This is a genomic window from Gordonia sihwensis (assembly GCF_029632925.1).
Classification (GTDB): Bacteria; Actinomycetota; Actinomycetes; order Mycobacteriales; family Mycobacteriaceae; genus Gordonia; species Gordonia sihwensis.
On the sequence record NZ_CP121248.1, the window covers coordinates 2399441 to 2420950 of the forward strand.

A 21510-nucleotide genomic window follows, 5' to 3' on the forward strand; every position below is an offset into this window, starting at 1 on the left:
CAACACCTTGACTGTGGAGGTGTTTCAGCAGTGGCGACGAAGGACTGGTCTGCGAAGACAAGCGACGTTCCTGAAAGGGCTCGGCGGCAGTGGCGTCCAGATCGTGCGTTGCGCCCGCCGATACGCTCGCCCGGGCGGCCCGAGCCCTCTCGGGCGGTGCAGCGGCAGTTCTGCCTCTGATCGCGAAGGGCATCAACTAGGCCGAGGCGTCGTTGACGGTTGGCGTGTCCGTGCCGGTTGGCGCTCGTTGGTTCCGTCACGCTGGCGGTATGCCACCGATCTCATTGGCCGCACCTACCGGCCGCTACCTGTCTTTCGCCGGACGTCAGGAGATCGCGCTCTTGCGCGCTAGACAGGTCGGGGTTCGTGAGATCGTACGCAGGATTGGCCGGGACTCCGGGGACGATCTCGCGTGAGTTACGCCGCAACGCGGCCACACGCGCAGGGAAACAGGAGTATCGGGCGTTGGTGGCGCAGTGGAAAACGCCGCAGGCGGCGAAGCGGCCGACGACGGCGAAGCTGGTGACCAACGACCGGTTGCGTGGGTACGTTCAGGAACGACTGGCCGGCAACGCTCGCAGACCGGACGGCACCATCGTCGTCGGACCTGAGCCGCCGGCATGGAAGGGACTTAACAAGCCACACCGGCAGGACCGGCGATGGGCAACCGCGTGGTTCTCGCACCGCCTGAAGGTCGACTTCCCCGGTGATGAGTCCACGCGCATCAGCCACGAGGCGGTCTACTCCGTCGGCCACGGGCTCGAGCACAGAACCGACCACACGGGCATGTCACCGCCGACGTCGTGTTCTCCAAGCCCCGCGGAGACCGCCGACCGCGCGGTTCCTGGGCACTGGGAGGGCGATCTGATCATCGGTACGGGCCGCTGATCGGCACGACCGTCGAACGCGCGAGCCACTCGACCCTGCTGGTGCATCTACCGCGGCTGGAAGGCTATGGCCAGAGTCCGCCGGTGAAGAACGGCCCCGCGCTCGCCGGCTATGGCGCCGTCGCGATGAACGTCGTACTCACAGCGTCGATAATGAAGCTGCCGAACAACTCCGCAAGACGCTCACGTGGGACCGTGGCAAGGAACTCTCTGCGCACGCCGAGTTCGCTTTCGAGACGGGCACCAAGGTGTTTTTCGCCGATCCCCACTCGCCTTGGCAACGGCCGACAAACGAGAACGCGAACGGATCGCTGCGTCAATACTTCCCGAAGGGTACCGATCTTTCACGCTGGTCCGCGGACGACCTCGAAGCCGTCGCTCTCACGCTCAATAACCGGCCCGCAAGAGCCTGGGCTGGAGAACCCCGGCAGAGGGACTGCTCCGGAAGAACCTCATCGATCGTCAGCCCCGGGCGACCCGGAACGGGCCTACGAGGCCGTGGACGTCGAGTTCACCACACGTCCCCGCGGCGGTATTCGCAGATCAGCCGACCGTCCGTGTCGATCTCCGCGGTCTCAGGTGTCCGGAGGACCAGGACTGCGCCCTCATCGTCCGGGGTGAACTGTACCCCCGACTGTGTGAGGACGCCGAGCGGGCCGGACCACGGTTCCCAGCCGTGTCGAAGATACAGCCGGCGACCGTCGTCGGAGGCACCGAGTCCGCCGAGGTCGTACGCACGGGCGACGATTCCGTCCACCTGGTGCATCAGCGCATCGCCGATGCCGCGGCGGCGGTGTGCGGCATCGACCGCCACCGCCTCCACATAGCCGGTCCGCAGAACCCTGCCGCCGGGCACGTTCTCCCCTTGGACGATCAGCTGCCGTTGAACGACGGACGCGTGTCCCACCACCGCGTCGTCGGTACCGAACGCGATCACGTGGACGCCACCGAGCGCATGGTCGAAGTCGTCGGCGCCGAAGTCCCCGTCGAAGGCATCGGCCAGGAATGCGAACAACTGCCCGCGGAACGCCGCGGACAGCTCGTGAGAATGACGAAGCCGCACCCGGTTCTCGGGTGCGGCTTCGTGCGTCTGAGTGGAGACGATCAGTGCTTCTCGGGTCCGACGTGGTACTCGAAGACCAGTCCGGCGACCGTGCCGACGATGATCGGCACCAGACCGATGGCGAACCACCAGTTGGAACTCGCGAAACCGATGGCGAAGAGCGCTGCGCCGCCGGCGATCATGATCGGCCAGTAGCTGTGCGGCGAGAAGAAGCCGAGCTCACCGGCGCCGTCCTCGATCTCCGCCTCTTCGTAATCCTCCGGACGGATCTCCACGCGACGGGCCACGAACCGGAAGTAGGTGCCCGCGATGAGCGCCAGACCGCCGGAGAAGAACATGGCGGTCGCACCCGCCCATTCCACACCGGTCCGGTAGTAGAACGTCGCGACGGCGTAGATCACGCCCGTCAGGATGAAGAAGAGGGCGAGGGCCTCAAAGACCCGTGCTTCGACCTTCATAGTTCCTTAAACCTCCGGGGTGCACTGGGCGATCGTGGTGTTGTTGGCATCGCCGAGGTTCTTCGGAGTGGTTCCGTTGGAGACACGGCGGGTGTCGAACGGAACCGTGGTGACCGACTCGGGAACCTGGCACACGGCCTTGAGCGCCTGAGCGTTGGTCGCCTCCGGGTGGGCCTGGCGGTACTTGATGTAGTTCGCGAAGGTCGTCGGGCTCACGGCGCGGACCTCGAAGTTCATCATCGCGTGGAACGTTCCGCACATCTCCGCACAGCGTCCGACGAAGGCGCCCTCGCGGTCGATCTCGGAGATCTGGAAGCTCGAGTCCTGGTGGTTCTGCTTCGGGAAGGGCATCACGTCGCGCTTGAAGAGGAACTCGGGAACCCAGAAGGAGTGCACGACATCCGCTGCTGCGAGATCGAACTGAATGCGCGTATTGGTCGGCAGCACCAGGATCGGAATCTCCGACGAGCTACCGAGGGTCTCGATCTTGTCGTAGCTCAGGTAGTCCCGGATCTCGGCCGAACGGCCGCCGGCGGCACCGAGGATCTCCTCCTGCTTGCCGTCCTCTTCGCGGTACTTGGCGATCTGGTCCTGGAAGGGAACGCCCTGCTTGGAGTCCGTCTTCGGGTTCACCAGCTGCTTGCCGTCGATGGTGACCGACTTGTAGCCGAACTTCCAGTTCCACTGGAAGGCGGTGACGTCCACGGCGACAGCCGGGTTCTCTTCCTTCTTCTCCACCGAGTTCTGAACGACGACGGTGAAGTAGAACATCACGGCGATCAGCACGAACGGGATCGCGGTGTACGCGAGTTCCAGCGGAACGTTGTATCCGGTCTGACGCGGAATCTCGTCCTCGGCGGTGCCGTTCTTCTTGCGGCGGTGGAAGGTGATGGTCCAGAAGATCAGACCCCACACCAGCACACCCATGGCCAGGGCGGCGATGACCGACCAGGTCCAGAAGGTGCGCATATCATGTGCCTCGGGAGTGACTCCCTCCGGCCAACCGAAACGCAGGGCCTCTTCAGCACTGCAGCCCGATGTCATCAGCACACCGACGCCGAGTACTGCGAGGCCACTCAGTCTCTTGATCGTGCGCGACGGAGATCCCTTCCGTCGCGTCGACGGCCGTACACCGTTCGTCAATTTCACGCCTTCCTGCTGGCAGGGAGCTGTTCTTCCAAGGCCTGCGGCGACGAGCAGACACTCCTCGACGCAATTCTTGCACCTAGTACTACGCAGCGTAGACCAACCCGACGAAGTCGTCGTGATTGGGGTTCGCTGTTTCGCCGATCATTTTTCGCGACCTGCGGATACGGCTTCGACCGGGGGTGATTCCGCCCTCGCCACGGTGCGCCGGAGTCGCGACGGCCAGCGCATCTGCGGCATAGTGGAACGCGCTCACGGGCGCGGATCGCCGCCCGTCTGACCTGACAGTATCTGCGAAAGAGGCCCTGACACCGTGTGTGGCTTGCTCGGAATGCTCACCAGCGACGGTTCGGCGTCGTCCACCATCGACCTCGTCGCCTCGGCAGCGAGGTGCATGCGGCATCGCGGGCCCGACGACATGGGCACGTGGAACGACGGCGACCTCGTCTTCGGTTTCAACAGGCTCTCGATCATCGACATCGAACACTCGCACCAGCCGCTGCGATGGGGGCCGGCGGAGAACCCCGAACGCTATGCACTGGTGTTCAACGGAGAGATCTACAACTACCTGGAGATCCGTGACGAGCTGGCGCGCGACCACGACGCGCCGTTCCGCACCGAAGGGGACGGCGAGTCGATCGTCGCGGGCTTCCATTACTGGGGACCGGAGGTGGTCCGCAAACTGCGCGGCATGTTCGCCTTCGCGATCTGGGACACCCAGAACCGCGAGTTGTTCATCGCCCGTGACTCGTTCGGCATCAAGCCGCTGTTCCTGGCGACCAGCCCGCGGGGTACCGCCTTCGGATCGGAGAAGAAGAGCCTCCTGGAACTGCTCGACCGGCTCGACCTCGACCGCGAACTCGACGATCGCGCGATCGAGCACTACACCGTTCTCCAGTACGTCCCCGAGCCGGAGACTCTGCACCGCGACATCACCCGGCTGGAGTCCGGCTGTTACGCGACGCTCAAGCCGGGTGCCGCCCCGCAGACGACTCGCTATTTCGCACCTCGATTCCCGGTGCGCCCCTTCGCTCCGGGTGGCGAGCAGAAGCGCTACGACGAGATCGCCGACGTGCTGCGCGACTCGGTGGCCAAGCACATGCGCGCGGATGTCACCGTCGGGTCGTTCCTGTCCGGCGGCATCGACTCGACGGCGATCGCGGCGCTGGCGATCCAGCACAATCCCGACCTCATCACCTTCACCACCGGATTCGAACGGGAGGGTTACTCCGAGGTCGACGTCGCCGCGGAGTCGGCGGAGGCGATCGGCGCCCGCCACATCGTGAAGGTGGTCTCGCCGCGGGAGTTCATCGAGGCGCTCCCCCAGATCATCTGGTACCTCGACGACCCGGTCGCCGACCCCGCGCTGGTACCGCTGTACTTCGTCGCGGCCGAGGCCCGTAAGCACGTGAAGGTGGTGCTCTCCGGTGAGGGCGCCGACGAGTTGTTCGGCGGCTACACCATCTACAAAGAGCCGCTGTCGCTCAAGTCGTTCGACAAGCTGCCCGGCGGACTGCGGCGGCTGGCGGGCAAGGTGTCGGACAGAATCCCCGAGGGCACCCGCGGCAAGAGCCTCCTGCACCGCGGCTCGCTGACCCTCGAGGAGCGGTACTACGGCAATGCACGCAGCTTCGACGACGCCCGGCTGCGTGCGGTGCTGCGGAACTTCCGGCCCGAGTGGACACATCAGGACGTCACCGCACCCATTTACCGGATGAGCGAGGGAATGGACCCGGTGACGCGCATGCAGCACCTCGACCTGTTCACCTGGCTGCGCGGCGACATCCTCGTCAAGGCCGACAAGATCAACATGGCGCACTCGCTGGAACTGCGCGTTCCGTTCCTCGACAAGGAGGTGTTCGCCGTCGCCGAACGCCTCCCGTTCGAGGAGAAGATCAGCCATGGCACCACCAAGTACGCGCTGCGCAAGGCGCTCGAACAGATCGTTCCGCCGCACGTGCTGCATCGTCGTAAGCTCGGTTTCCCGGTCCCGCTGCGCCACTGGCTCGCCGGCACCGAGATGTACGACTGGGCGCGCGAGCTCATCTCCACGTCCGACACCGACCACGTCTTCGACAAGCGTTTCGTGATGCAGATGCTCGAAGAGCACCGGCGCGGCGAGGTCGACAACAGCCGGCGGATCTGGACCGTCCTCTGCTTCATGCTCTGGTACGGCATCTTCGTCGACGGAACCATCGTCCCGGCGATCGAAGATCACGATTACCCGGTCCGCCTGTAGCTGACCGCCCGGTGGTCGAGCAGGCGGCCCGTCCCGCCTCCGCTGGTTGAGCGAGCGGCCCGTCCCGCCTCCGCTGGTTGAGCGAGCGGCCCGTCCCTGTTCCCGCTGGTTGAGCGAGCGAAGCGAGTCGAAACCCCGGTGACAATCGGCCGGTAGCAGAACCATCTGCTGCCGTCGGATGTCGCGTTGGTTTCGACTCGCTTCGCTCGCTCAACCAGCCTGAGTGGCGCGCCGGCCGCCTACAGAACGGTCTTGATCTCCGCAGCGGCGTCGGCGCCGTAGGCCTCGGTGAGTCGCTCGACGGCCACGTCGACGTTCCAGGTCCAGCCCTGGGTCGATTCCGATTCGAGCACCAGAGTGGCGACCATCGCACCGAGCTGTGCGGCCCGTTCGTAGCCGAGGCCGCGGGCGATGCCGGTCAGGAACCCTGCGCGGAAGCCGTCGCCGACACCGGTCGGGTCCACCTGCTCGCGGACCGGCACCACGCCGACGTGGGTCGTGGTGCCGTCTCGCTCCACGATGTCGACACCGCCGGCACCGAGCGTGGTGATGCGGGTCCCGACGAGATCTGCCACCTGCGCGGCGTCGAGTCCGGTCTTCTGCTGCAGGAGGCCCCACTCGTACTCGTTGGTGAACAGGTACGCCGCGCCGTCGATCAGGTCGCGGGCGGCGGTGCCGTCGAGCCGCGCCAACTGCTGCGAGGGGTCCGCGGCGAACGGGATCCCCTGCTCACGGCACGTCCGCGTGTGGCTGACCATCGCGTCGGGGTCATCGGCTCCGACGAGCACGAGGTCGGGGCGGCCGGTGGTGGCGAACAGCGCGGTGAGGTCGATGTCGCGGGCCTCGCTCATGGCTCCGGCGTAGAACGTGGCGAGCTGAGCCATGGTCTCGTCGGTGGTGCACATGAATCGCGCGGTGTGCTGGGACTGGGACCTCGTGACGCCGCGGCAGTCGACGCCGTGTCCGGACAGCCAGTTCTCGTAGTCGTCGAAGTCGGGACCGGCCGCCGCGACGAGCAGGGGCTCCTCCCCTAGCGAACCGATCGCGTACGCGATGTTGCCGCCGACACCGCCCCGATGGACGACGAGGTCTTCGACGAGAAAGCTGAGCGAGATGTGCTCGAGCTGATCGGCGACGAGCTGATCGGAGAACTTTCCGGGGAACTTCATCAGATGGTCGGTCGCAAGCGACCCGCAGACGGCAATGAACATCTGTCCAACGGTACTTCGTCCGGAAACGACGACGGCCGTGACCCCACCCCCGACGCGAACGTCAGTTGAGGTCACGGCCGTCGACAGCTCCGTGTCAGCTGCCGTATGGACTCAGTTGAACGAATCGCCGCAGGCGCAGCTGCCGGTCGCATTCGGGTTGTCGATGGTGAAGCCCTGCTTCTCGATGCTGTCGACGAAGTCGATGGTGGCACCCTGCACGTAGGGTGCGCTCATCCGGTCGACGGCCAGCTTCACGCCGCCGAAGTCCGAGACCACGTCGCCGTCCAGGCTGCGGTCGTCGAAGAACAGCTGGTAGCGCAGACCGGCGCAGCCACCGGGCTGCACCGCGATGCGCAGGGCCAGGTCGTCGCGTCCTTCCTGGTCCAGCAGTGCCTTCGCCTTGGAGGCGGCGGCGTCGGTCAGCAGGACACCGGTTGCGGTTTCGTTCTGAACGGTCATGGGCGCTCCTCATGTCGCCGACCGCGAAGAATCTCGACGGCCGGATACGTTGTCGGTGGCTCAGTTACCGGTACAGCGGCCCGGCAGACACGGCCAACAGCATCAACGGTACTCGCCGACCCGCTATTCCCGCATCCCGCGCCCGGGTTTCGGCCGAGTCAGATTCCGGTCCGCTCGACCGTCCCGGCGAATCCGGCCGCGACCGTCTGCGCGAGTCCGGCCAGGATCGGCGCCGGGTCGGCGAGGGCGCGCGCGGACGAGCCGGCCCAGTCGGCCATCGAATACGCGACGGTGACGCCGTCGACGCGCGGCCTGCCGCGCACCTGCCCGGCCAGAACCACCGCAGGCACTCCGGCATGCCGTGCGTCGGCTGCGACGGAGGCCACCACCTTGCCGAAGGGAGTCTGCTCGTCGAAGCGGCCCTCCCCGGTCAGCACGAGATCGGCGCCGGCGATGCGCCGCGCACGACCGGTGACACCCGCCACCACCTCGGCGCCCGCCTCTCGGGTCGCACCGAGTGCCAGGAGAAAGGCACCGAGCCCGCCCGCAGCACCCGCACCGGCGGCGTCACGGAGCCGCTGACCGTCGTCGGTGCCGACGCGGTGGTCCTCCAACTCGTCCGCCCACCGCTGCAGTCGCGACTCCAACCGCGCGACCGTCTCGGGGTCGGCGCCCTTCTGCGGAGCGAAGACAGCGGCCGCCCCGGACGGACCGAGCAGCGGGTTGGTCACGTCGGTGGCCGCCACGAGTTCGGTCCCCCGCAGGAGGTGGTGCGCGGCGGTCAGTCCGCCGAGTGCCGTACAGGCGCCGCGGCCTCCGTCGGTGGTTCCACTTCCGCCGAGTCCGACCACGATCCGGGTCGCACCGGCCTCCACCGCAGCCCGCAGCAGGTCACCGACCCCGGCCGTCCCCGCACACCAGGCCGTCTCCGGACCGGGCGAGCCGATCAGATGCAGTCCGCATGCCTGAGCCGACTCCACGAACGCCGTGCGGCCGTCGAGCAGCACCTCGGCGGCCACCGCACCTCCGAGCGGTCCGGACGCCGAGACGCCGAGACGCCGCCCGACGCCGGCAGCCGCGAGCACGTCGACGAATCCGGGACCGCCGTCGGACTGCGGCAGCTGCTCGAGCACATCACCCGGCCGCGCGCGGGCCCAGCCCTCGGCGATCGCGGACGCGGCCTGCGCCGCCGTCAGCGTCCCGCCGAACTCGTCGGGGGCGATCACCACCCGCATCGCCGTCGTGTCCATCACCGGTCAGAGTAGCCGGGAGGCGCTTGCCCGATGCCCGCCGTCGCCGCCGCATCGAATAGTCTCGTAGTCGTGAAGTTGCCCTGGAAATCCGACGCCGCCAAGAGCTCAGCCGCCGAGTCGGAGGAGACCACCGACGTGCCGGCCGACGACGCGAGGCCGACCTCTGGTTCGACGACGCCCGGCAAGGGCCGCCCCACGCCGAAGCGCCGCGAAGCCGAACGCCGCCGCGGTCCCGTCGCGCCGCCCCCGACCACCCGCGCTGAAGCGCGGGCCCGGAAGAAGGCACTGCGGGCGTCGATGACCAAGGTGGAGCGCAAGGAGGTGGCCGCCGAACGCCGCCGCGTCCGCCTCGAGCAGCGCGAGAAGATGATGTCCGGCGACGAGAAGTTCATGATGGCCCGCGATCAGGGGCCGGTCCGGAAGATGGCGCGTGACATCGTCGACTCGCGACGCAACTTCGCCGGACTGTTCCTGCCCTTCGCGATCTTCCTGCTGGTGGTTCTGATGCTGCCGAACCTCGCGGTCATCGGGAACCTGGTGCTGCTGGCCTTCGTCCTGCTGGTGATCATCGATTCGCTGTACCTGGGCCGGATGGTCAACAAGCGGGTGCGTGAGCGCTACCCGGACACCACCGACACCGGATTCCGGCTCGGGTGGTACTGCTTCACCCGTGCCATGCAGCTGCGGATGATGCGCGCGCCGCGCCCGCAGGTCAAGCCGGGCGACAAGGTCTGATCGCGTGCGCACGCTGATCCTCGGCGGCATCCGCTCGGGCAAATCGGCGCACGCCGAGCATCTCCTCGCCGACGCACCCGCGGTCCGCTACGTCGCGACCGGTTCCGCCGACGGCGACCGGGCCTGGCGCGCGCGGATCGATGCCCACCGCGAACGTCGCGGCGACCGCTATCGCACCGTCGAATCGTGCGATCTCGCGTCGCTCCTGCGCGACTTTCCCGATGAGCCGACACTCGTCGACGACCTCGGCAACTGGCTCACCGCACTGCTCGACGAGGCCGGAGCCTGGGAGGACGAGGCCGCCGACGTATCCGCGCAGATCGAGGACCTGTGCGCCGCCATCGCCGGCTACTCCGGCGATCTAGTGCTGGTGAGCCCCGAAGTGGGGCTCTCGCTCGTCTCGCCGACACCGTCTGGACGGCGCTTCGCGGACGAACTGGGCCGCCTGAATGCGGCGGTGGCGGCTGTCTGCGAGACGGTCACTCTCGTCGTCGCCGGACGTGCACTGGACCTGCCCGCCGGTACCGGCGCCGTGCCCGCGGCCCCGGTACCGGTTTCCGCGTCCACGGCACCGTCCTCACCCGTCCCCGCGGAAGAGCCCGCCCGGCCCGCCGACGCGCCGGCGCCCCGGCGGGCGACCGTCTCCGAACCGGCCCAGATCGACGGCACCGACGCCGAGATCTTCCCGATCGTCGAACTCCCCGATCACGACGTCGCCGAGCAGGCCCGGGCACGACAGTTGCGGCTGACCAAACCGGCGCGATCCCTCGGCAGACTCGAAGAGCTCGGCGTCTGGATGTCGTCGTGCCAGGGCGTCTGCCCGCCGCGGACCCTGCAGTCGCCCGCAGTGGTGGTGTTCGCGGGCGATCACGCCGTGGCCGCCGACGGCGTCTCCGCCTATCCGCCCGAGGTGACAGCGCAGATGGTCGCGAACATCGCGACCGGCGGCGCCGCGATCAACGTGCTGGCGCGCCGCGCCGGAGCCACGGTGCAGGTCCTCGATATGGCGGTGCGAGCCGATACCGACCCGCACGTCTCCCGGTACAAGGTGCGCGCGGGAAGCGGCGATCTGCGAACCGGCAGTTCGCTGACCATCGCCGAAGCCCGACGGGCGGTCGCCGCCGGACGGGCCGTGGCCGACCAGCTCGTCGACGCCGGCGCCGACCTGCTCATCGCCGGCGACATGGGCATCGGCAACACCACCCCGGCGGCCGTGCTGGTCGGGACTCTCACCGATCGCGAGCCGGTGGTCGTGGTGGGACGGGGCACCGGGATCGACGACGCCACCTGGATCCGCAAGACAGCGGCCATCCGCGACGGCATGCGTCATGCACGGCGGCACCGCAACGAGCCGCTCGCGCTGCTCGCCGCGGTGGCGGGCGCCGACATCGCGGCGATGGCGGGATTCCTCGCCCAGGCGGCCGTCCGGAAGACTCCGGCACTCCTGGACGGGCTGATCACGACCTCGGCCGCCCTGGTCGCGCAGCAGTTGGCGCCGGGTGCCGCCTCCTGGTGGCAGGCCGGTCACCGGTCCACCGAACCGGCGCACGCGTTCGCACTCGATTCACTCGGCCTGACCGCGATCCTCGACCTGTCGATGCGGTTGGGCGAGGGCACCGGTGCCGTGTCGGCGCTGCCGCTGGTCGCGTCGTCGATCGACATTCTGACCGACATGGCGACCTTCGACGAGGCCGGCGTCAGCGGCGGAGAATAGGCACACCGGGATGATCGCCCGTGGCCTCCGCGGCGTGCACGACGCCTTCAGCTGGCTGACGGTACTCCCGCTCCCGCAGCCCCGCGGCGAATTCGACCGCGCCCGGGGCGCGACCGTGATCGCCGCGGTACCCGTCGTCGGAGCGGTGGTCGGACTGCTCGCCGCCGCCGTCGCCTTCGGGCTGTCGCACACCGATCTCCCCAGCGCGCTGGCCGGCGTCACCGTGGTGGCGGTGCTGGCGGCGACTACCCGCGGCATGCACTTGGACGGTCTCGCCGACACGGCCGACGGTCTCGGCTGCTACGGAGATCCGGATCGCGTGCGGGCGGTGATGCGCAGCGGCGACGTGGGGCCGTTCGGTGCGGCCACGCTCGTTCTGGTGCTGTTGGGCCAGTCCCTGGCGTTCGGCGCCCTGACCGCCGACTCACGATGGTGGTCGTTGGCGCTGGCGGTGGTCGCCGGAAGGACCACCGCGACCGTCGCGTGCCGGGCCGGTCTGAGCGCCGCGAACACCGACGGGTTCGGGGCGCTGGTCGCCGGAACTCAACGCGCGTCCATCGCGGTGTGGGCGGTGCTCCTGCTCGCGGTCGCGGTGGCCGCGGGAGGCTGGAACGGGGGCACCTTCCACGCGGCGGATGCGGTCCGTGCGGCGGCGACCGTGGCCGTCGTCTGGGCGTTCGCCTGGGCCTTCACCGGGCATTGCGCCCGTCGCGCCGGCGGGCTGACTGGCGATGTCATCGGCGCGACGATCGAAGTGGCGACCGTGCTGACAGCCGTCGGCCTGCTCCTGTAGAGGTCGCCGAAACGGATCATGCCGCAGCCGGACCCCGGACGGGTGCGGCTGCGGCATGAGCGCTCATTCAGGGCCGGAGCGGCCGGTTCACGGAGCCGGGTAGAGCGTGGTCATCCAGCCGTGTGTGTCGGCGAAGGTGCCGCGCTGCAGACCGGTGAGGGTGTCACGGAGAGCCTGCGTCACCTCTCCCGTGGTGCCGTCGCCGATCAGGTAGTCGTCGGTGTCGCTCTGAACCCGACCGACGGGAGTGATCACGGCAGCGGTACCGCAGGCGAAGACCTCGGTGATGTCGCCGTTCTTGACCCCCTCGCGCAGTTCCTCGGTCGAGATGCGGCGCTCGTCCACCTTGTAACCCGCGTCGGCGGCGAGGGTGAGCAGTGAGTCGCGGGTGATGCCCGGAAGCAGCGAGCCGCTGAGCTCCGGCGTCACCAGCTGTGCGTCCGACCCCGAGCCGAAGACGAAGAACAGGTTCATGCCGCCCATCTCCTCGATGAAGCGGTGCTCGATGGCGTCGAGCCACACCACCTGGTCGCAGCCCTTGTCGGCGGCCTGCGCCTGCGCCAGCAGCGACGCGGCGTAGTTGCCGCCGAACTTCGCATCGCCGGTACCTCCCGGGGAGGCCCGCACGTACTCGGTGCACAGATAGACGCTGACCGGCTTCACGCCGCCCTTGAAGTAAGCGCCGGCGGGCGATGCGATCAGCGCGTAGCTGTACTTGTCGGCCGGCCGGACGCCGAGGCTCGCCTCGGTCGCGATCATGAACGGGCGCAGATAGAGAGACTCCTCGCCGCCCGCGTCGGGAACCCACGCGTGGTCGGCGGCCAGCAACGCCCGCAGCGATCCGACGAAGTCCTCCACCGGCAGCTCCGGCATCGCGAGGCGCCGTGCCGACCGGTTGAACCGTTCGGCATTGGCCTCCGGCCGGAAGGCGGCGATGGAGCCGTCGGGCTGGCGGTACGCCTTCAGCCCCTCGAAGATCTCCTGCGCGTAGTGCAGGACCATCGCAGCCGGGTCCAGAGCGAGCGGCCCGTACGGGGTCACTCGTGCGCCGTGCCATCCACGATCGCGGTCGAAGTCTACGGTCACCATGTTGTCGGTGAAGTAGTTGCCGAAGCCCGGCGCGGCGAGGATCTCGGCGCGTCGATTCTCCGACACCGGATGCGGATGCTCGGTACGGGTGAACTCCAAGGTCATGCGGTCATGGTACCGCCGACCCGCAAGGGAGTTTCCCGGCACCGGCGGGATGCGCCGGTCAGACGTGACTCTCCACGAACGGCGGCAGAACGACCTCGCAGGTCAGGGCCCGCCCGCGGACATCGACCACCACTTCGTCGCCCTTCTTGACGCCGGAGGCGGTGTCGATGAACGCCAGGGCGATGCCCTGCTTGAGGGTCGGAGAGAACGTGCCCGACGTGCACACACCGATCTGCTCACCGCCGGCCTCGACATGCACCGTGCAGTCCGCGCGCGGCACCCCGCGGCCGGTGGCCTTCAGCCCGTACAGGCGCCGGGCCGGGCCCGCGGCGCGTTCGGCCACCAGCGCCTCGCGTCCGAAGAACGACGGCTTGTCCCAGCCGACGGCCCACGACGACCGCGCCTGCACCGGGGTGATGTCGACGCTCAGTTCGTGTCCGTGCAGCGCGTACCCCATCTCGGTGCGGAGCGTGTCACGCGCACCGAGCCCCGCGGGCTGACCGCCGCGCGCAGTCACCTCGGCGAGCAGAGCGTCGAAGACCGCACCCGCGTCGTCCCACCGGGGCAGCACCTCGTACCCGTGCTCGCCGGTGTAGCCCGACCGGCACACCCGGATCTCCAGTTCGGCTCCGCTCAGCACGATCCGAGCGTCTCGGTAGGCCATGTACTCCATGTCGGTCGGCAGGTCGAGCGCGGCGAGCACGTCGGCCGACTGCGGGCCCTGGACTGCGAAGACCGCGTAATCGCGGTGCTGATCGGTGATCTCGATCCCTTCGGGGGCGACCGCTCGCAGTGCCGCCACGACGGCTGCCGTATTGGCTGCATTCGGCACCAGGAACACCTCGTCGTCGCCGGCCAGGTAGGCGATCAGATCGTCGATCACGCCGCCGCGCTCGTTGCAGCACAGCGTGTACTGGGCCTTCCCGGGCTCGATCTTGCCGAGATCGTTGGTCAGGGTCGCGTTCACGAATCCGGCGGCTCCCGGGCCCGCCACGAGCGCCTTGCCGAGGTGACTGACGTCGAAGATGCCGACGGTGCTGCGGACGGCGTTGTGCTCGGCGACGGTGCCTGCATACGAGACGGGCATGTTCCATCCGCCGAACTCGGCGAAGGAGGCGCCCAGGGCGGTGTGACGATCGGCGATCGGGCCTGCGAGCAGTTCAGTCATGGCGCTAACGGTATCGCCCCGACCCGGGCGGTTCCCACCCGAGGTTCGGCCGCTCGGCGGTGCCGGTGTGGCAGAGTTGAAAGGCGTGAGCGCCAACCACTTCTCCGACCGTGTCCGCGGTCCCCGCATCGACCTGACCACTGCCCTTTCCTCCGACGACGACGTGCTCGTCGTCGGCCTCGTCGCCGGTTCCGGCGACGGCGGCACCGAGGAGCCGACACTGCTGCTCGTCGAGGACTTCCTCGACGACGAGCCCGCCGACCAGATCAGCGCGGCGCTGTCGGCTCTGGGCGCCAAGGGATCGGTCGGCGAGATCACGCGGATCCCGGCACCGCAATCGCTGCCGGTCGGCGTGGTGGTCGCGGTCGGGCTGGGAACAGAAGTGGACGATCCGGAGACCATCCGACAGGCCGCAGGGAGCGCCCTACGCGCACTGGACGGATCCGACCGCGTCGTGAGCACCCTCTCGGCCGCCGACCTCGGTGCGGCGGCGGAGGGTTCGTACCTGGGCGCGTATCGCTTCGACGAACTGCGCAGCGAGAAGTCACGCCCCTCCGAGCAGCCGCCCTCCGCCGTGTCACTCGCGGTACCCGCGAAGAGCAAGCAGGCCAAGGTCGAACTCGACCACGCGCTGATCGTCGCCGACTCCGTCGCGATCGCCCGCGACTTCGTCAACACCCCGCCGAACGTCCTCTACCCCGCCGAGTTCGCCGAGCGCGCACGCATCCTCGGCAGCAAGGCCGGCCTCCGGGTGGAGATCCTCGACGACGTGGAACTGGCGAAGGCAGGCTACGGCGGCATCGTCGGCGTGGGACAGGGATCCTCGCGCAAGCCCCGCCTGGTGCGCCTGACCCACGAGGCCAAGGGCGCCGAGCGCACCGTCGCGCTCGTCGGCAAGGGCATCACCTTCGACACCGGCGGCATCTCCATCAAACCCGCCGCCGGGATGGACCACATGACCTCGGACATGGGCGGTGCGGCGGCGGTCATCGCCTCCACGATCGCCGCCGCACGCCTGGACGTGCCGGTCACGGTCATCGCGACGGTGCCGATGGCCGAGAACATGCCCTCGTCGACCGCGCAGCGTCCCGGCGACGTCCTCACCCAGTACGGCGGCACCACGGTCGAGGTCCTCAACACCGACGCGGAGGGCCGGCTGATCCTGGCGGACGCCATCGTCCGCGCCTGCGAGGACGAGCCGGACTTCCTCATCGACACGGCCACCCTGACCGGCGCACAGATGGTGGCGCTGGGCACCCGGACTCCCGGTGTGCTCGGCACGGACGACTTCCGGGACCGCGTCGCCGCCATCTCCCAGTCGGTCGGCGAGCACGGCTGGCCGATGCCGATGCCTGCGGAACTCCGCAGCGACCTGAATTCACGGATCGCCGATCTCGCCAACGTCACCAACCACCGCTGGGGAGGCATGCTGTCGGCCGCGATGTTCCTGCGGGAGTTCGTCGCCGAGGGGCTCGACTGGGCGCATATCGACGTCGCCGGCCCGGCGTTCAACACCGGTGGCCCGTGGGGCTACACCGGTAAGGGCGGCACCGGCGTACCCGTCCGGACCATCATCGCGGTCATCGAGGACATCGCCGGCGGACAGTGACGCGCACCGCACTCCGGCGTTCAGCGGACTCACGCGGAGCCGAGATCGTTTGGGAGTAGGCTGAGTCACGGGCGTCGACCCATCCGGCCGACATCACGCGAACCTGCACACGCCGCTGGAGCGCGCCGACCCGCATCGACCGATCGACCGAACAGCACAGTTCACGAAATTGTTAGGGAGTCACACGCAAATGGCCTTCTCTGTCGAGATGCCCGCACTGGGCGAGAGCGTCACCGAGGGAACCGTCACCCAATGGCTGAAGCAGGAAGGCGACACCGTAGCGGTCGACGAGCCCCTGCTCGAAGTCTCCACCGACAAGGTCGACACCGAGATCCCGTCGCCCGTCGCGGGTGTGCTGGTCAAGATCGTCGCCGCTGAGGACGACGTCGTCGAGGTGGGCGGACAGCTGGCGCTGATCGGAGAGGCCGGCGAGTCGGCGTCCGATGACGCGGCCGCGCCCGAACCCGCCGCCGCTCCCGAGCCGGAACCCGAACCCGAGCCCGCCGCACCCGCTGCCTCCGCTCCGGCCGCCGAGAGCCCCGCGACCGAGGCGCCGGCCGCGTCGACTCCCGCGGCCTCGGCATCCGGCGTCGACGTCCTCATGCCCGAACTGGGCGAGAGCGTCACCGAGGGCACGGTGACCAACTGGCTCAAGCAGGTCGGCGACACGGTCGCGGTCGACGAACCGCTGGTCGAGGTGTCCACCGACAAGGTCGACACCGAGATCCCGTCGCCGACGGCTGGTGTGCTTCTCGAGATCGTCGCCGACACCGACGAGATCGTCGAGGTCGGCGGCAAGCTGGCCGTCATCGGCGACCCGAGTGCCGCATCGGCGGCCCCCGCGGCTCCGGCTCCGGCGGCTCCGGCTCCCGCGCCGGCCGCTCCCCCGACGCCCGAGCCCGCCGCTCCGGCACCTGAACCCGCACCCGCGGCCGCCGCACCCGCTCCGGCTCCGGCCGCTCCGACTCCCGCTGCCGCCGACGGAGATCTGCAGTCCACTCCGTACGTGACGCCGCTCGTGCGGAAGCTGGCCGCGGAGAACGGAATCGACCTGGCGACCGTCAAGGGCACCGGCGTCGGCGGACGCATCCGCAAGCAGGACGTGCTGGCCGCGGCCGAGGCCAAGAAGGCGCCTGCCGCCCCCGCCGCGGCTCCGGCCGCAACACCGTCGGCGCCGACACCGGCCGCCGCACCCGCCGCGGCGAGCCCCGAATTGGCTGCACTGCGCGGAACGACGCAGAAGATCAACCGCATCCGGCAGATCACCGCGGCCAAGACGCGCGAGTCGCTGCAGACCAGCGCGCAGCTCACGCAGGTCCACGAGGTCGACATGACCCGCATCGCGGCACTGCGCACCGCGGCGAAGTCCTCGTTCAAGGCAGCCGAGGGCGTCAACCTGACCTTCCTGCCGTTCTTCGCCAAGGCCGTCGTCGAGGCACTGAAGGTGCATCCGAACGTCAACGCCTCGATCAACGAAGAGGCCAAGGAGATCACGTACCACGCCGACGTGCATCTGGGCATCGCCGTCGACACCGAGCAGGGCCTCCTGTCGCCGGTGATCCACAACGCCGACGACCTCTCGCTGGCCGGCCTCGCTCGCGCGATCGCCGACATCGCCGCACGGGCCCGTTCCGGCGGGCTCAAGCCCGACGAGCTGGCCGGCGGCACGTTCACGATCACGAACATCGGCAGCCAGGGCGCTCTGTTCGACACCCCGATCCTGGTCCCGCCGCAGGCGGCCATGCTCGGCACCGGCGCGATCGTCAAGCGCCCCGTGGTTCTCACCGGCGACGACGGCACCGAGTCGATCGCCGCACGGTCGATGGCCTACCTACCGCTGACCTACGACCACCGGCTCATCGACGGTGCGGACGCCGGCCGGTTCCTCACCACGGTCCGTCACCGTCTCGAGGCCGCGGAGTTCGCCGCCGACCTGGGGCTGTAAGCACCCGGATATGCGAATCGCGGTCGCGGGAAGTCACGGGCTGATCGGTTCGGCCCTCGTTCCCGCGCTGACGCAGGCGGGGCACGACGTCCACACTCTGGTGCGTCGTGCCCCGACCGGTCCGCGGGAGATCGGTTGGGAACCCGAGCGGTCCGAACTGCCGGCCGACGCCCTGCGCGGCTTCGACGCGGTCATCGCCCTCGGCGGCGAGAACATCGGAGCCCACCGATGGAGCGGCCAGGTGAAGCAGCGGCTCCGCAATTCGCGGATCATCCCGACCACCGTCCTGGCCGACGCCGTCGCCGAGTCCGGCGTCGGAGTGTTCCTCAACGCCAGTGCCTCCGGTTTCTACGGAGACACCGGTGAGACCGCGGCGGACGAGACGTCGCCGCACGGCTCCGGCTTCCTGGCCGACCTGGTGGTCGACTGGGAGAAGGCCACCGAGCCCGCACAGGCCTCGGCGCGCGTGGTCACGCTCCGCACGGCGCCCGTGCTCTCCCGGCGCGGCGGCATCCTCGCGCGGCTCCGACCGCTCTACCGTTTCGGCCTCGGCGCCCGTATCGGCGACGGCAGGCAGTGGTTCTCGTGGATCAGCCTGCCCGACGAGATCGCCGCGATCACGCACGTGCTCGGCGACGATTCGATCGTCGGTCCGGTCAATCTGACCGCGCCCGGACCGGTACGCTTCGCCGATTTCTCCGCCGAGCTCGCACGAGCCGTCCACCGCCCCGCGGTGCTGCGCGTGCCCGCCGCGCTCGCGCGCAAGGCGGGCGGAGAGATGGTCGAGGAGATGGTCCTGACGTCCTCGCGCGTGGTTCCCGTGCTGCTCACCGACCGCGGCTTCACCTTCACCCACCCTCATCTGACATCTGCACTGGAGTACTGCTGTGCGTAACGCATCGTCGCGAGCCGACGGAGCACCGATCGAAGTCCGCCGCCTCGGCGTCGTCGACTACACCGAGGCCTACGAGCTGCAACACCGCCTGGCCGAGCAACGCGCCACCGGCGAGCTCGACCACGACCTGCTGCTGTTGCTCGAACATCCGTCGGTCTACACGGCGGGCAAACGGACCGAGGACTCCGACCGTCCGGTCAACGGCGCCCGGGTGATCGACGTCGACCGCGGCGGCCGCATCACCTGGCACGGTCCCGGCCAGCTCGTCGGGTATCCCATCGTCAAGCTCGCCGAACCCCTCGATGTGGTCGACTACGTCCGCCGTCTCGAAGAGGCGCTGATCGGCGTGGCGGCACGGCAGGGTCTGGCCACCGGCCGCGTGGACGGGCGCTCCGGCGTGTGGCTGCGCGACGCCGCCGGGGAGCGCAAGCTCGCCCAGATCGGCATCCGCGTCGCCAAGGGCGTCACCCTTCACGGGTTCGCCCTCAACGTGAACCCGGACATGTCAGTGTTCGACGCGATCGTCCCGTGCGGCATCGCGGACGCGGGGGTGACCTCGCTGAGCCAGGAGACCGGCACCGCCGTGACCGTCGACGACGTGCTCGACGACGTCGTCGAACTGGTCCAGAAGTGCCTGGACGACCCGGCCGGACCCGGCTCGGATACGGCAGGCGCCCCGGCTGAGGCCGGTCGGCCCACCGCACCCACGAGCGTAGGATCGGCACAGTGACCACCACCCCCGCCCAACCCGCCTCACCGAGTCCCGCCGACGCTCCCGCCGGGCGCAAGCTCCTGCGTCTGGAGGTGCGCAACGCGCAGACTCCCATCGAGCGCAAGCCGAAGTGGATCAAGACGCGTGCCACGATGGGACCGGAGTACACCGAGCTCAAGGGACTGGTGCGCAGCGAGGGGCTCCACACGGTGTGTGAGGAGGCCGGCTGCCCGAACATCTACGAGTGCTGGGAGGACCGCGAGGCCACCTTCCTGATCGGCGGAGAGCAGTGCACCCGTCGCTGCGACTTCTGCCAGATCGACACCGGCAAGCCCGCCGCACTCGACCGCGACGAACCGCGCCGCGTGGCCGAGTCCGTCCGGTCGATGGGGCTGCGCTACTCCACCATCACCGGCGTCGCCCGCGACGATCTCCCCGACGAGGGAGCGTGGCTGTACGCCGAGACCGTTCGCAAGATCCACGAACTCAATCCCGGCACCGGCGTCGAGAATCTGATCCCCGACTTCCACGCGAAGCCCGACCTGCTCGACGAGGTCTTCGCCTCCCGTCCCGAGGTGCTGGCTCACAATCTCGAGACCGTTCCCCGCATCTTCAAGAGCATCAGGCCCGCCTTCCGGTACGAACGCTCCCTGGAGGTGCTGACCCGTGCCCGCGACTACGGCCTCGTGACCAAGTCGAACCTCATCCTCGGCATGGGAGAGACACCGGACGAGGTGCGAGAGGCTCTGCGCGACCTCCACGACGCCGGCTGCGACATCGTCACCATCACCCAGTACCTGCGACCGTCGGTGCGGCATCATCCCGTCGAACGGTGGGTCAAGCCCGAGGAGTTCGTGGAGCACTCGCAGTACGCCGAGGAGATCGGATTCGCCGGGGTGATGGCCGGTCCGCTGGTGCGGTCGTCGTATCGCGCAGGCCGGCTGTACGCCCAGGCGATGGCCCGTCACGGCCGTGAGCTGCCGCCGGAACTGGCCCATCTGGCCAAGGAGGGCAGCGCCGCTCAGGAGGCCTCTTCGGTCCTCGCCCGCACCGTGCGCTGAGGCCCGCCCACTGCCGAATCGACCGGCCGGAACATGTGTTCCGGCCGGTCGATTCCGTTGTGCGGGCCGCGCTACCCGAGCGCCGTCGACACTGCGTCGGCGCGCTCGGTGTGCACCGTAGACTGGCACTCATGGCTAAGGCGCAAGACAAGTCGAGCAAAGAGGCGAAGCAGGCTGCTAAGGCAGCTCGCAAAGCGGCGAGCAGGGAACGGCGGCAGCAGATCTGGCAGGCGTTCCAGATGCAGCGGAAAGAGGACAAGGCCCTCATCCCGCTGATGGTCGCCACCGTCCTGGGCACCACGCTGGTCTTCGGCCTGCTCGGCCAGTTCGTCTTCCACAATCTCTGGATCACCCTGCCGCTCGGCGTCATCCTCGGCGCGCTGCTCGCCTTCGTTCTGTTCGGCCGGCGCGTTCAGCGGAGCGTCTACAAGAAGGCCGAGGGCCAGCCGGGCGCCGCGGGCTGGGCTCTGAGCAACATCCGTGGGCAGTGGCGGGTACAGCAGGCCGTCACCGGCACCTCGCATCTCGACGCGGTGCACCGCGTCATCGGCAAGCCCGGCGTCATCCTGGTCGGTGAGGGCTCCCCCACTCGCGTCAAGCCGCTGCTGGCGCAGGAGAAGAAGAAGGCCGCCCGCGTGGTCGGCGACACCCCGATCTACGAGATCCTCGTCGGCGACGGCGACGGCCAGGTGCCGCTGTCGAAGCTGGAACGCCACATCCGCAAACTCCCGAGCAACATCGACCGCAAGCGGATGGACGCGCTCGAGGGCCGACTGTCCGCGCTCAAGGCGAAGAGCGGCGCCGGCGCCGCCATGCCCAAGGGCCCGATGCCGCAGGGCGCCAAGATGCGCAGCGTCAGCCGCACCACCCGTCGCCGCGGGGCCTGAACCTCCCGGCCGGTGGAACACCGCCCCACCGCCCGCATCGCGCTCGTGCGAATGTCGGGCGATTCCGACTCGAACGAGGAG

The 21510-nt window shown here is 69.0% G+C and carries 18 protein-coding genes and 1 pseudogene; 11 read left to right on the top strand and 8 right to left on the bottom strand.

Annotated features, from left to right (window positions below; translation table 11 throughout):
* Positions 1-108: 108 nt before the first annotated feature.
* Positions 109-1320 (top strand): annotated as a pseudogene (locus P5P27_RS11490) (IS30 family transposase); the annotation flags it as partial.
* Between the two features lie 78 nt (positions 1321-1398).
* Here the strand turns inward: P5P27_RS11490 and P5P27_RS11495 are convergent.
* From P5P27_RS11495 to ctaC, 3 genes are read right to left on the bottom strand one after another with little or no spacing between them, the layout of a single operon-like run.
* Positions 1399-1950, bottom strand: coding sequence for a GNAT family N-acetyltransferase (locus P5P27_RS11495; RefSeq protein WP_006895285.1), 552 nt, complete (start codon positions 1948-1950; stop codon positions 1399-1401).
* A gap of 41 nt (positions 1951-1991) precedes the next feature.
* The gene (locus P5P27_RS11500; protein WP_278124055.1) at positions 1992-2408 is read right to left on the bottom strand and encodes a cytochrome c oxidase subunit 4; all 417 of its coding nucleotides are present in this window, start codon (positions 2406-2408) and stop codon (positions 1992-1994) included.
* A 6-nt stretch (positions 2409-2414) separates the two neighbouring features.
* Positions 2415-3557 (bottom strand): aa3-type cytochrome oxidase subunit II, encoded by a 1143-nt coding sequence (gene ctaC / locus P5P27_RS11505; RefSeq protein WP_006895283.1) that lies wholly within the window; start codon positions 3555-3557, stop codon positions 2415-2417.
* Between the two features lie 310 nt (positions 3558-3867).
* On the opposite strand from ctaC, the gene asnB reads away from it, so the two are divergent.
* Positions 3868-5793: an asparagine synthase (glutamine-hydrolyzing) gene (asnB, locus tag P5P27_RS11510; protein WP_278124057.1), complete on the top strand. Its 1926-nt coding sequence runs from the start codon at positions 3868-3870 to the stop codon at positions 5791-5793.
* 239 nt (positions 5794-6032) lie between these two features.
* On the opposite strand, the gene P5P27_RS11515 is transcribed toward asnB, so the two are convergent.
* From P5P27_RS11515 to P5P27_RS11525, 3 genes are all read right to left on the bottom strand, one after another.
* Complete coding sequence (locus P5P27_RS11515; protein WP_278124058.1) at positions 6033-7004, bottom strand: carbohydrate kinase family protein; 972 nt, start codon at positions 7002-7004, stop codon at positions 6033-6035.
* 111 nt (positions 7005-7115) lie between these two features.
* Positions 7116-7463, bottom strand: coding sequence for a HesB/IscA family protein (locus P5P27_RS11520; protein WP_006895280.1), 348 nt, complete (start codon positions 7461-7463; stop codon positions 7116-7118).
* 158 nt (positions 7464-7621) lie between these two features.
* Positions 7622-8713: a glycerate kinase family protein gene (locus P5P27_RS11525; protein ID WP_278124061.1), complete on the bottom strand. Its 1092-nt coding sequence runs from the start codon at positions 8711-8713 to the stop codon at positions 7622-7624.
* A gap of 72 nt (positions 8714-8785) precedes the next feature.
* On the opposite strand from P5P27_RS11525, the gene P5P27_RS11530 reads away from it, so the two are divergent.
* From P5P27_RS11530 to P5P27_RS11540, 3 genes are read left to right on the top strand one after another with little or no spacing between them, the layout of a single operon-like run.
* The gene (locus tag P5P27_RS11530) at positions 8786-9451 is read left to right on the top strand and encodes a DUF3043 domain-containing protein (RefSeq protein ID WP_006895278.1); all 666 of its coding nucleotides are present in this window, start codon (positions 8786-8788) and stop codon (positions 9449-9451) included.
* Between the two features lie 4 nt (positions 9452-9455).
* Positions 9456-11165: a nicotinate-nucleotide--dimethylbenzimidazole phosphoribosyltransferase gene (cobT, locus tag P5P27_RS11535; RefSeq protein WP_006895277.1), complete on the top strand. Its 1710-nt coding sequence runs from the start codon at positions 9456-9458 to the stop codon at positions 11163-11165.
* A gap of 10 nt (positions 11166-11175) precedes the next feature.
* Positions 11176-11958: an adenosylcobinamide-GDP ribazoletransferase gene (locus P5P27_RS11540; RefSeq protein WP_278124064.1), complete on the top strand. Its 783-nt coding sequence runs from the start codon at positions 11176-11178 to the stop codon at positions 11956-11958.
* 87 nt (positions 11959-12045) lie between these two features.
* Here P5P27_RS11540 and P5P27_RS11545 read toward each other — a convergent pair whose 3' ends face one another.
* Both P5P27_RS11545 and gcvT read right to left on the bottom strand, forming a co-directional pair.
* Complete coding sequence (locus P5P27_RS11545) at positions 12046-13152, bottom strand: branched-chain amino acid aminotransferase (protein WP_062366662.1); 1107 nt, start codon at positions 13150-13152, stop codon at positions 12046-12048.
* Positions 13153-13210: 58 nt separating this feature from the next.
* A complete protein-coding gene (gene gcvT, locus P5P27_RS11550; RefSeq protein ID WP_278124065.1) occupies positions 13211-14320 on the bottom strand; it encodes a glycine cleavage system aminomethyltransferase GcvT in 1110 nt (369 codons plus the stop codon).
* A gap of 85 nt (positions 14321-14405) precedes the next feature.
* On the opposite strand from gcvT, the gene P5P27_RS11555 reads away from it, so the two are divergent.
* The 6 genes from P5P27_RS11555 (at position 14406) to P5P27_RS11580 (ending at position 21429) form a co-directional block, all read left to right on the top strand.
* Entirely contained in the window at positions 14406-15929 is a 1524-nt protein-coding gene (locus P5P27_RS11555; protein ID WP_278124066.1) for a leucyl aminopeptidase, read from the top strand.
* Positions 15930-16119: 190 nt separating this feature from the next.
* Entirely contained in the window at positions 16120-17874 is a 1755-nt protein-coding gene (sucB, locus tag P5P27_RS11560) for a 2-oxoglutarate dehydrogenase, E2 component, dihydrolipoamide succinyltransferase (protein ID WP_278124067.1), read from the top strand.
* A 10-nt stretch (positions 17875-17884) separates the two neighbouring features.
* On the top strand, positions 17885-18769 hold the full coding sequence (locus tag P5P27_RS11565; RefSeq protein ID WP_045540057.1) for a TIGR01777 family oxidoreductase: 885 nt from the start codon (positions 17885-17887) through the stop codon (positions 18767-18769).
* On the top strand, positions 18762-19499 hold the full coding sequence (lipB, locus tag P5P27_RS11570) for a lipoyl(octanoyl) transferase LipB (protein WP_006895270.1): 738 nt from the start codon (positions 18762-18764) through the stop codon (positions 19497-19499). Before P5P27_RS11565 ends, lipB begins: the two co-directional genes overlap by 8 nt.
* Positions 19496-20542 (top strand): lipoyl synthase, encoded by a 1047-nt coding sequence (lipA, locus tag P5P27_RS11575; RefSeq protein WP_006895269.1) that lies wholly within the window; start codon positions 19496-19498, stop codon positions 20540-20542. Before lipB ends, lipA begins: the two co-directional genes overlap by 4 nt.
* Before the next feature lie 131 nt (positions 20543-20673).
* A complete protein-coding gene (locus P5P27_RS11580) occupies positions 20674-21429 on the top strand; it encodes a DUF4191 domain-containing protein (protein WP_278124069.1) in 756 nt (251 codons plus the stop codon).
* Positions 21430-21510 lie beyond the last annotated feature (81 nt).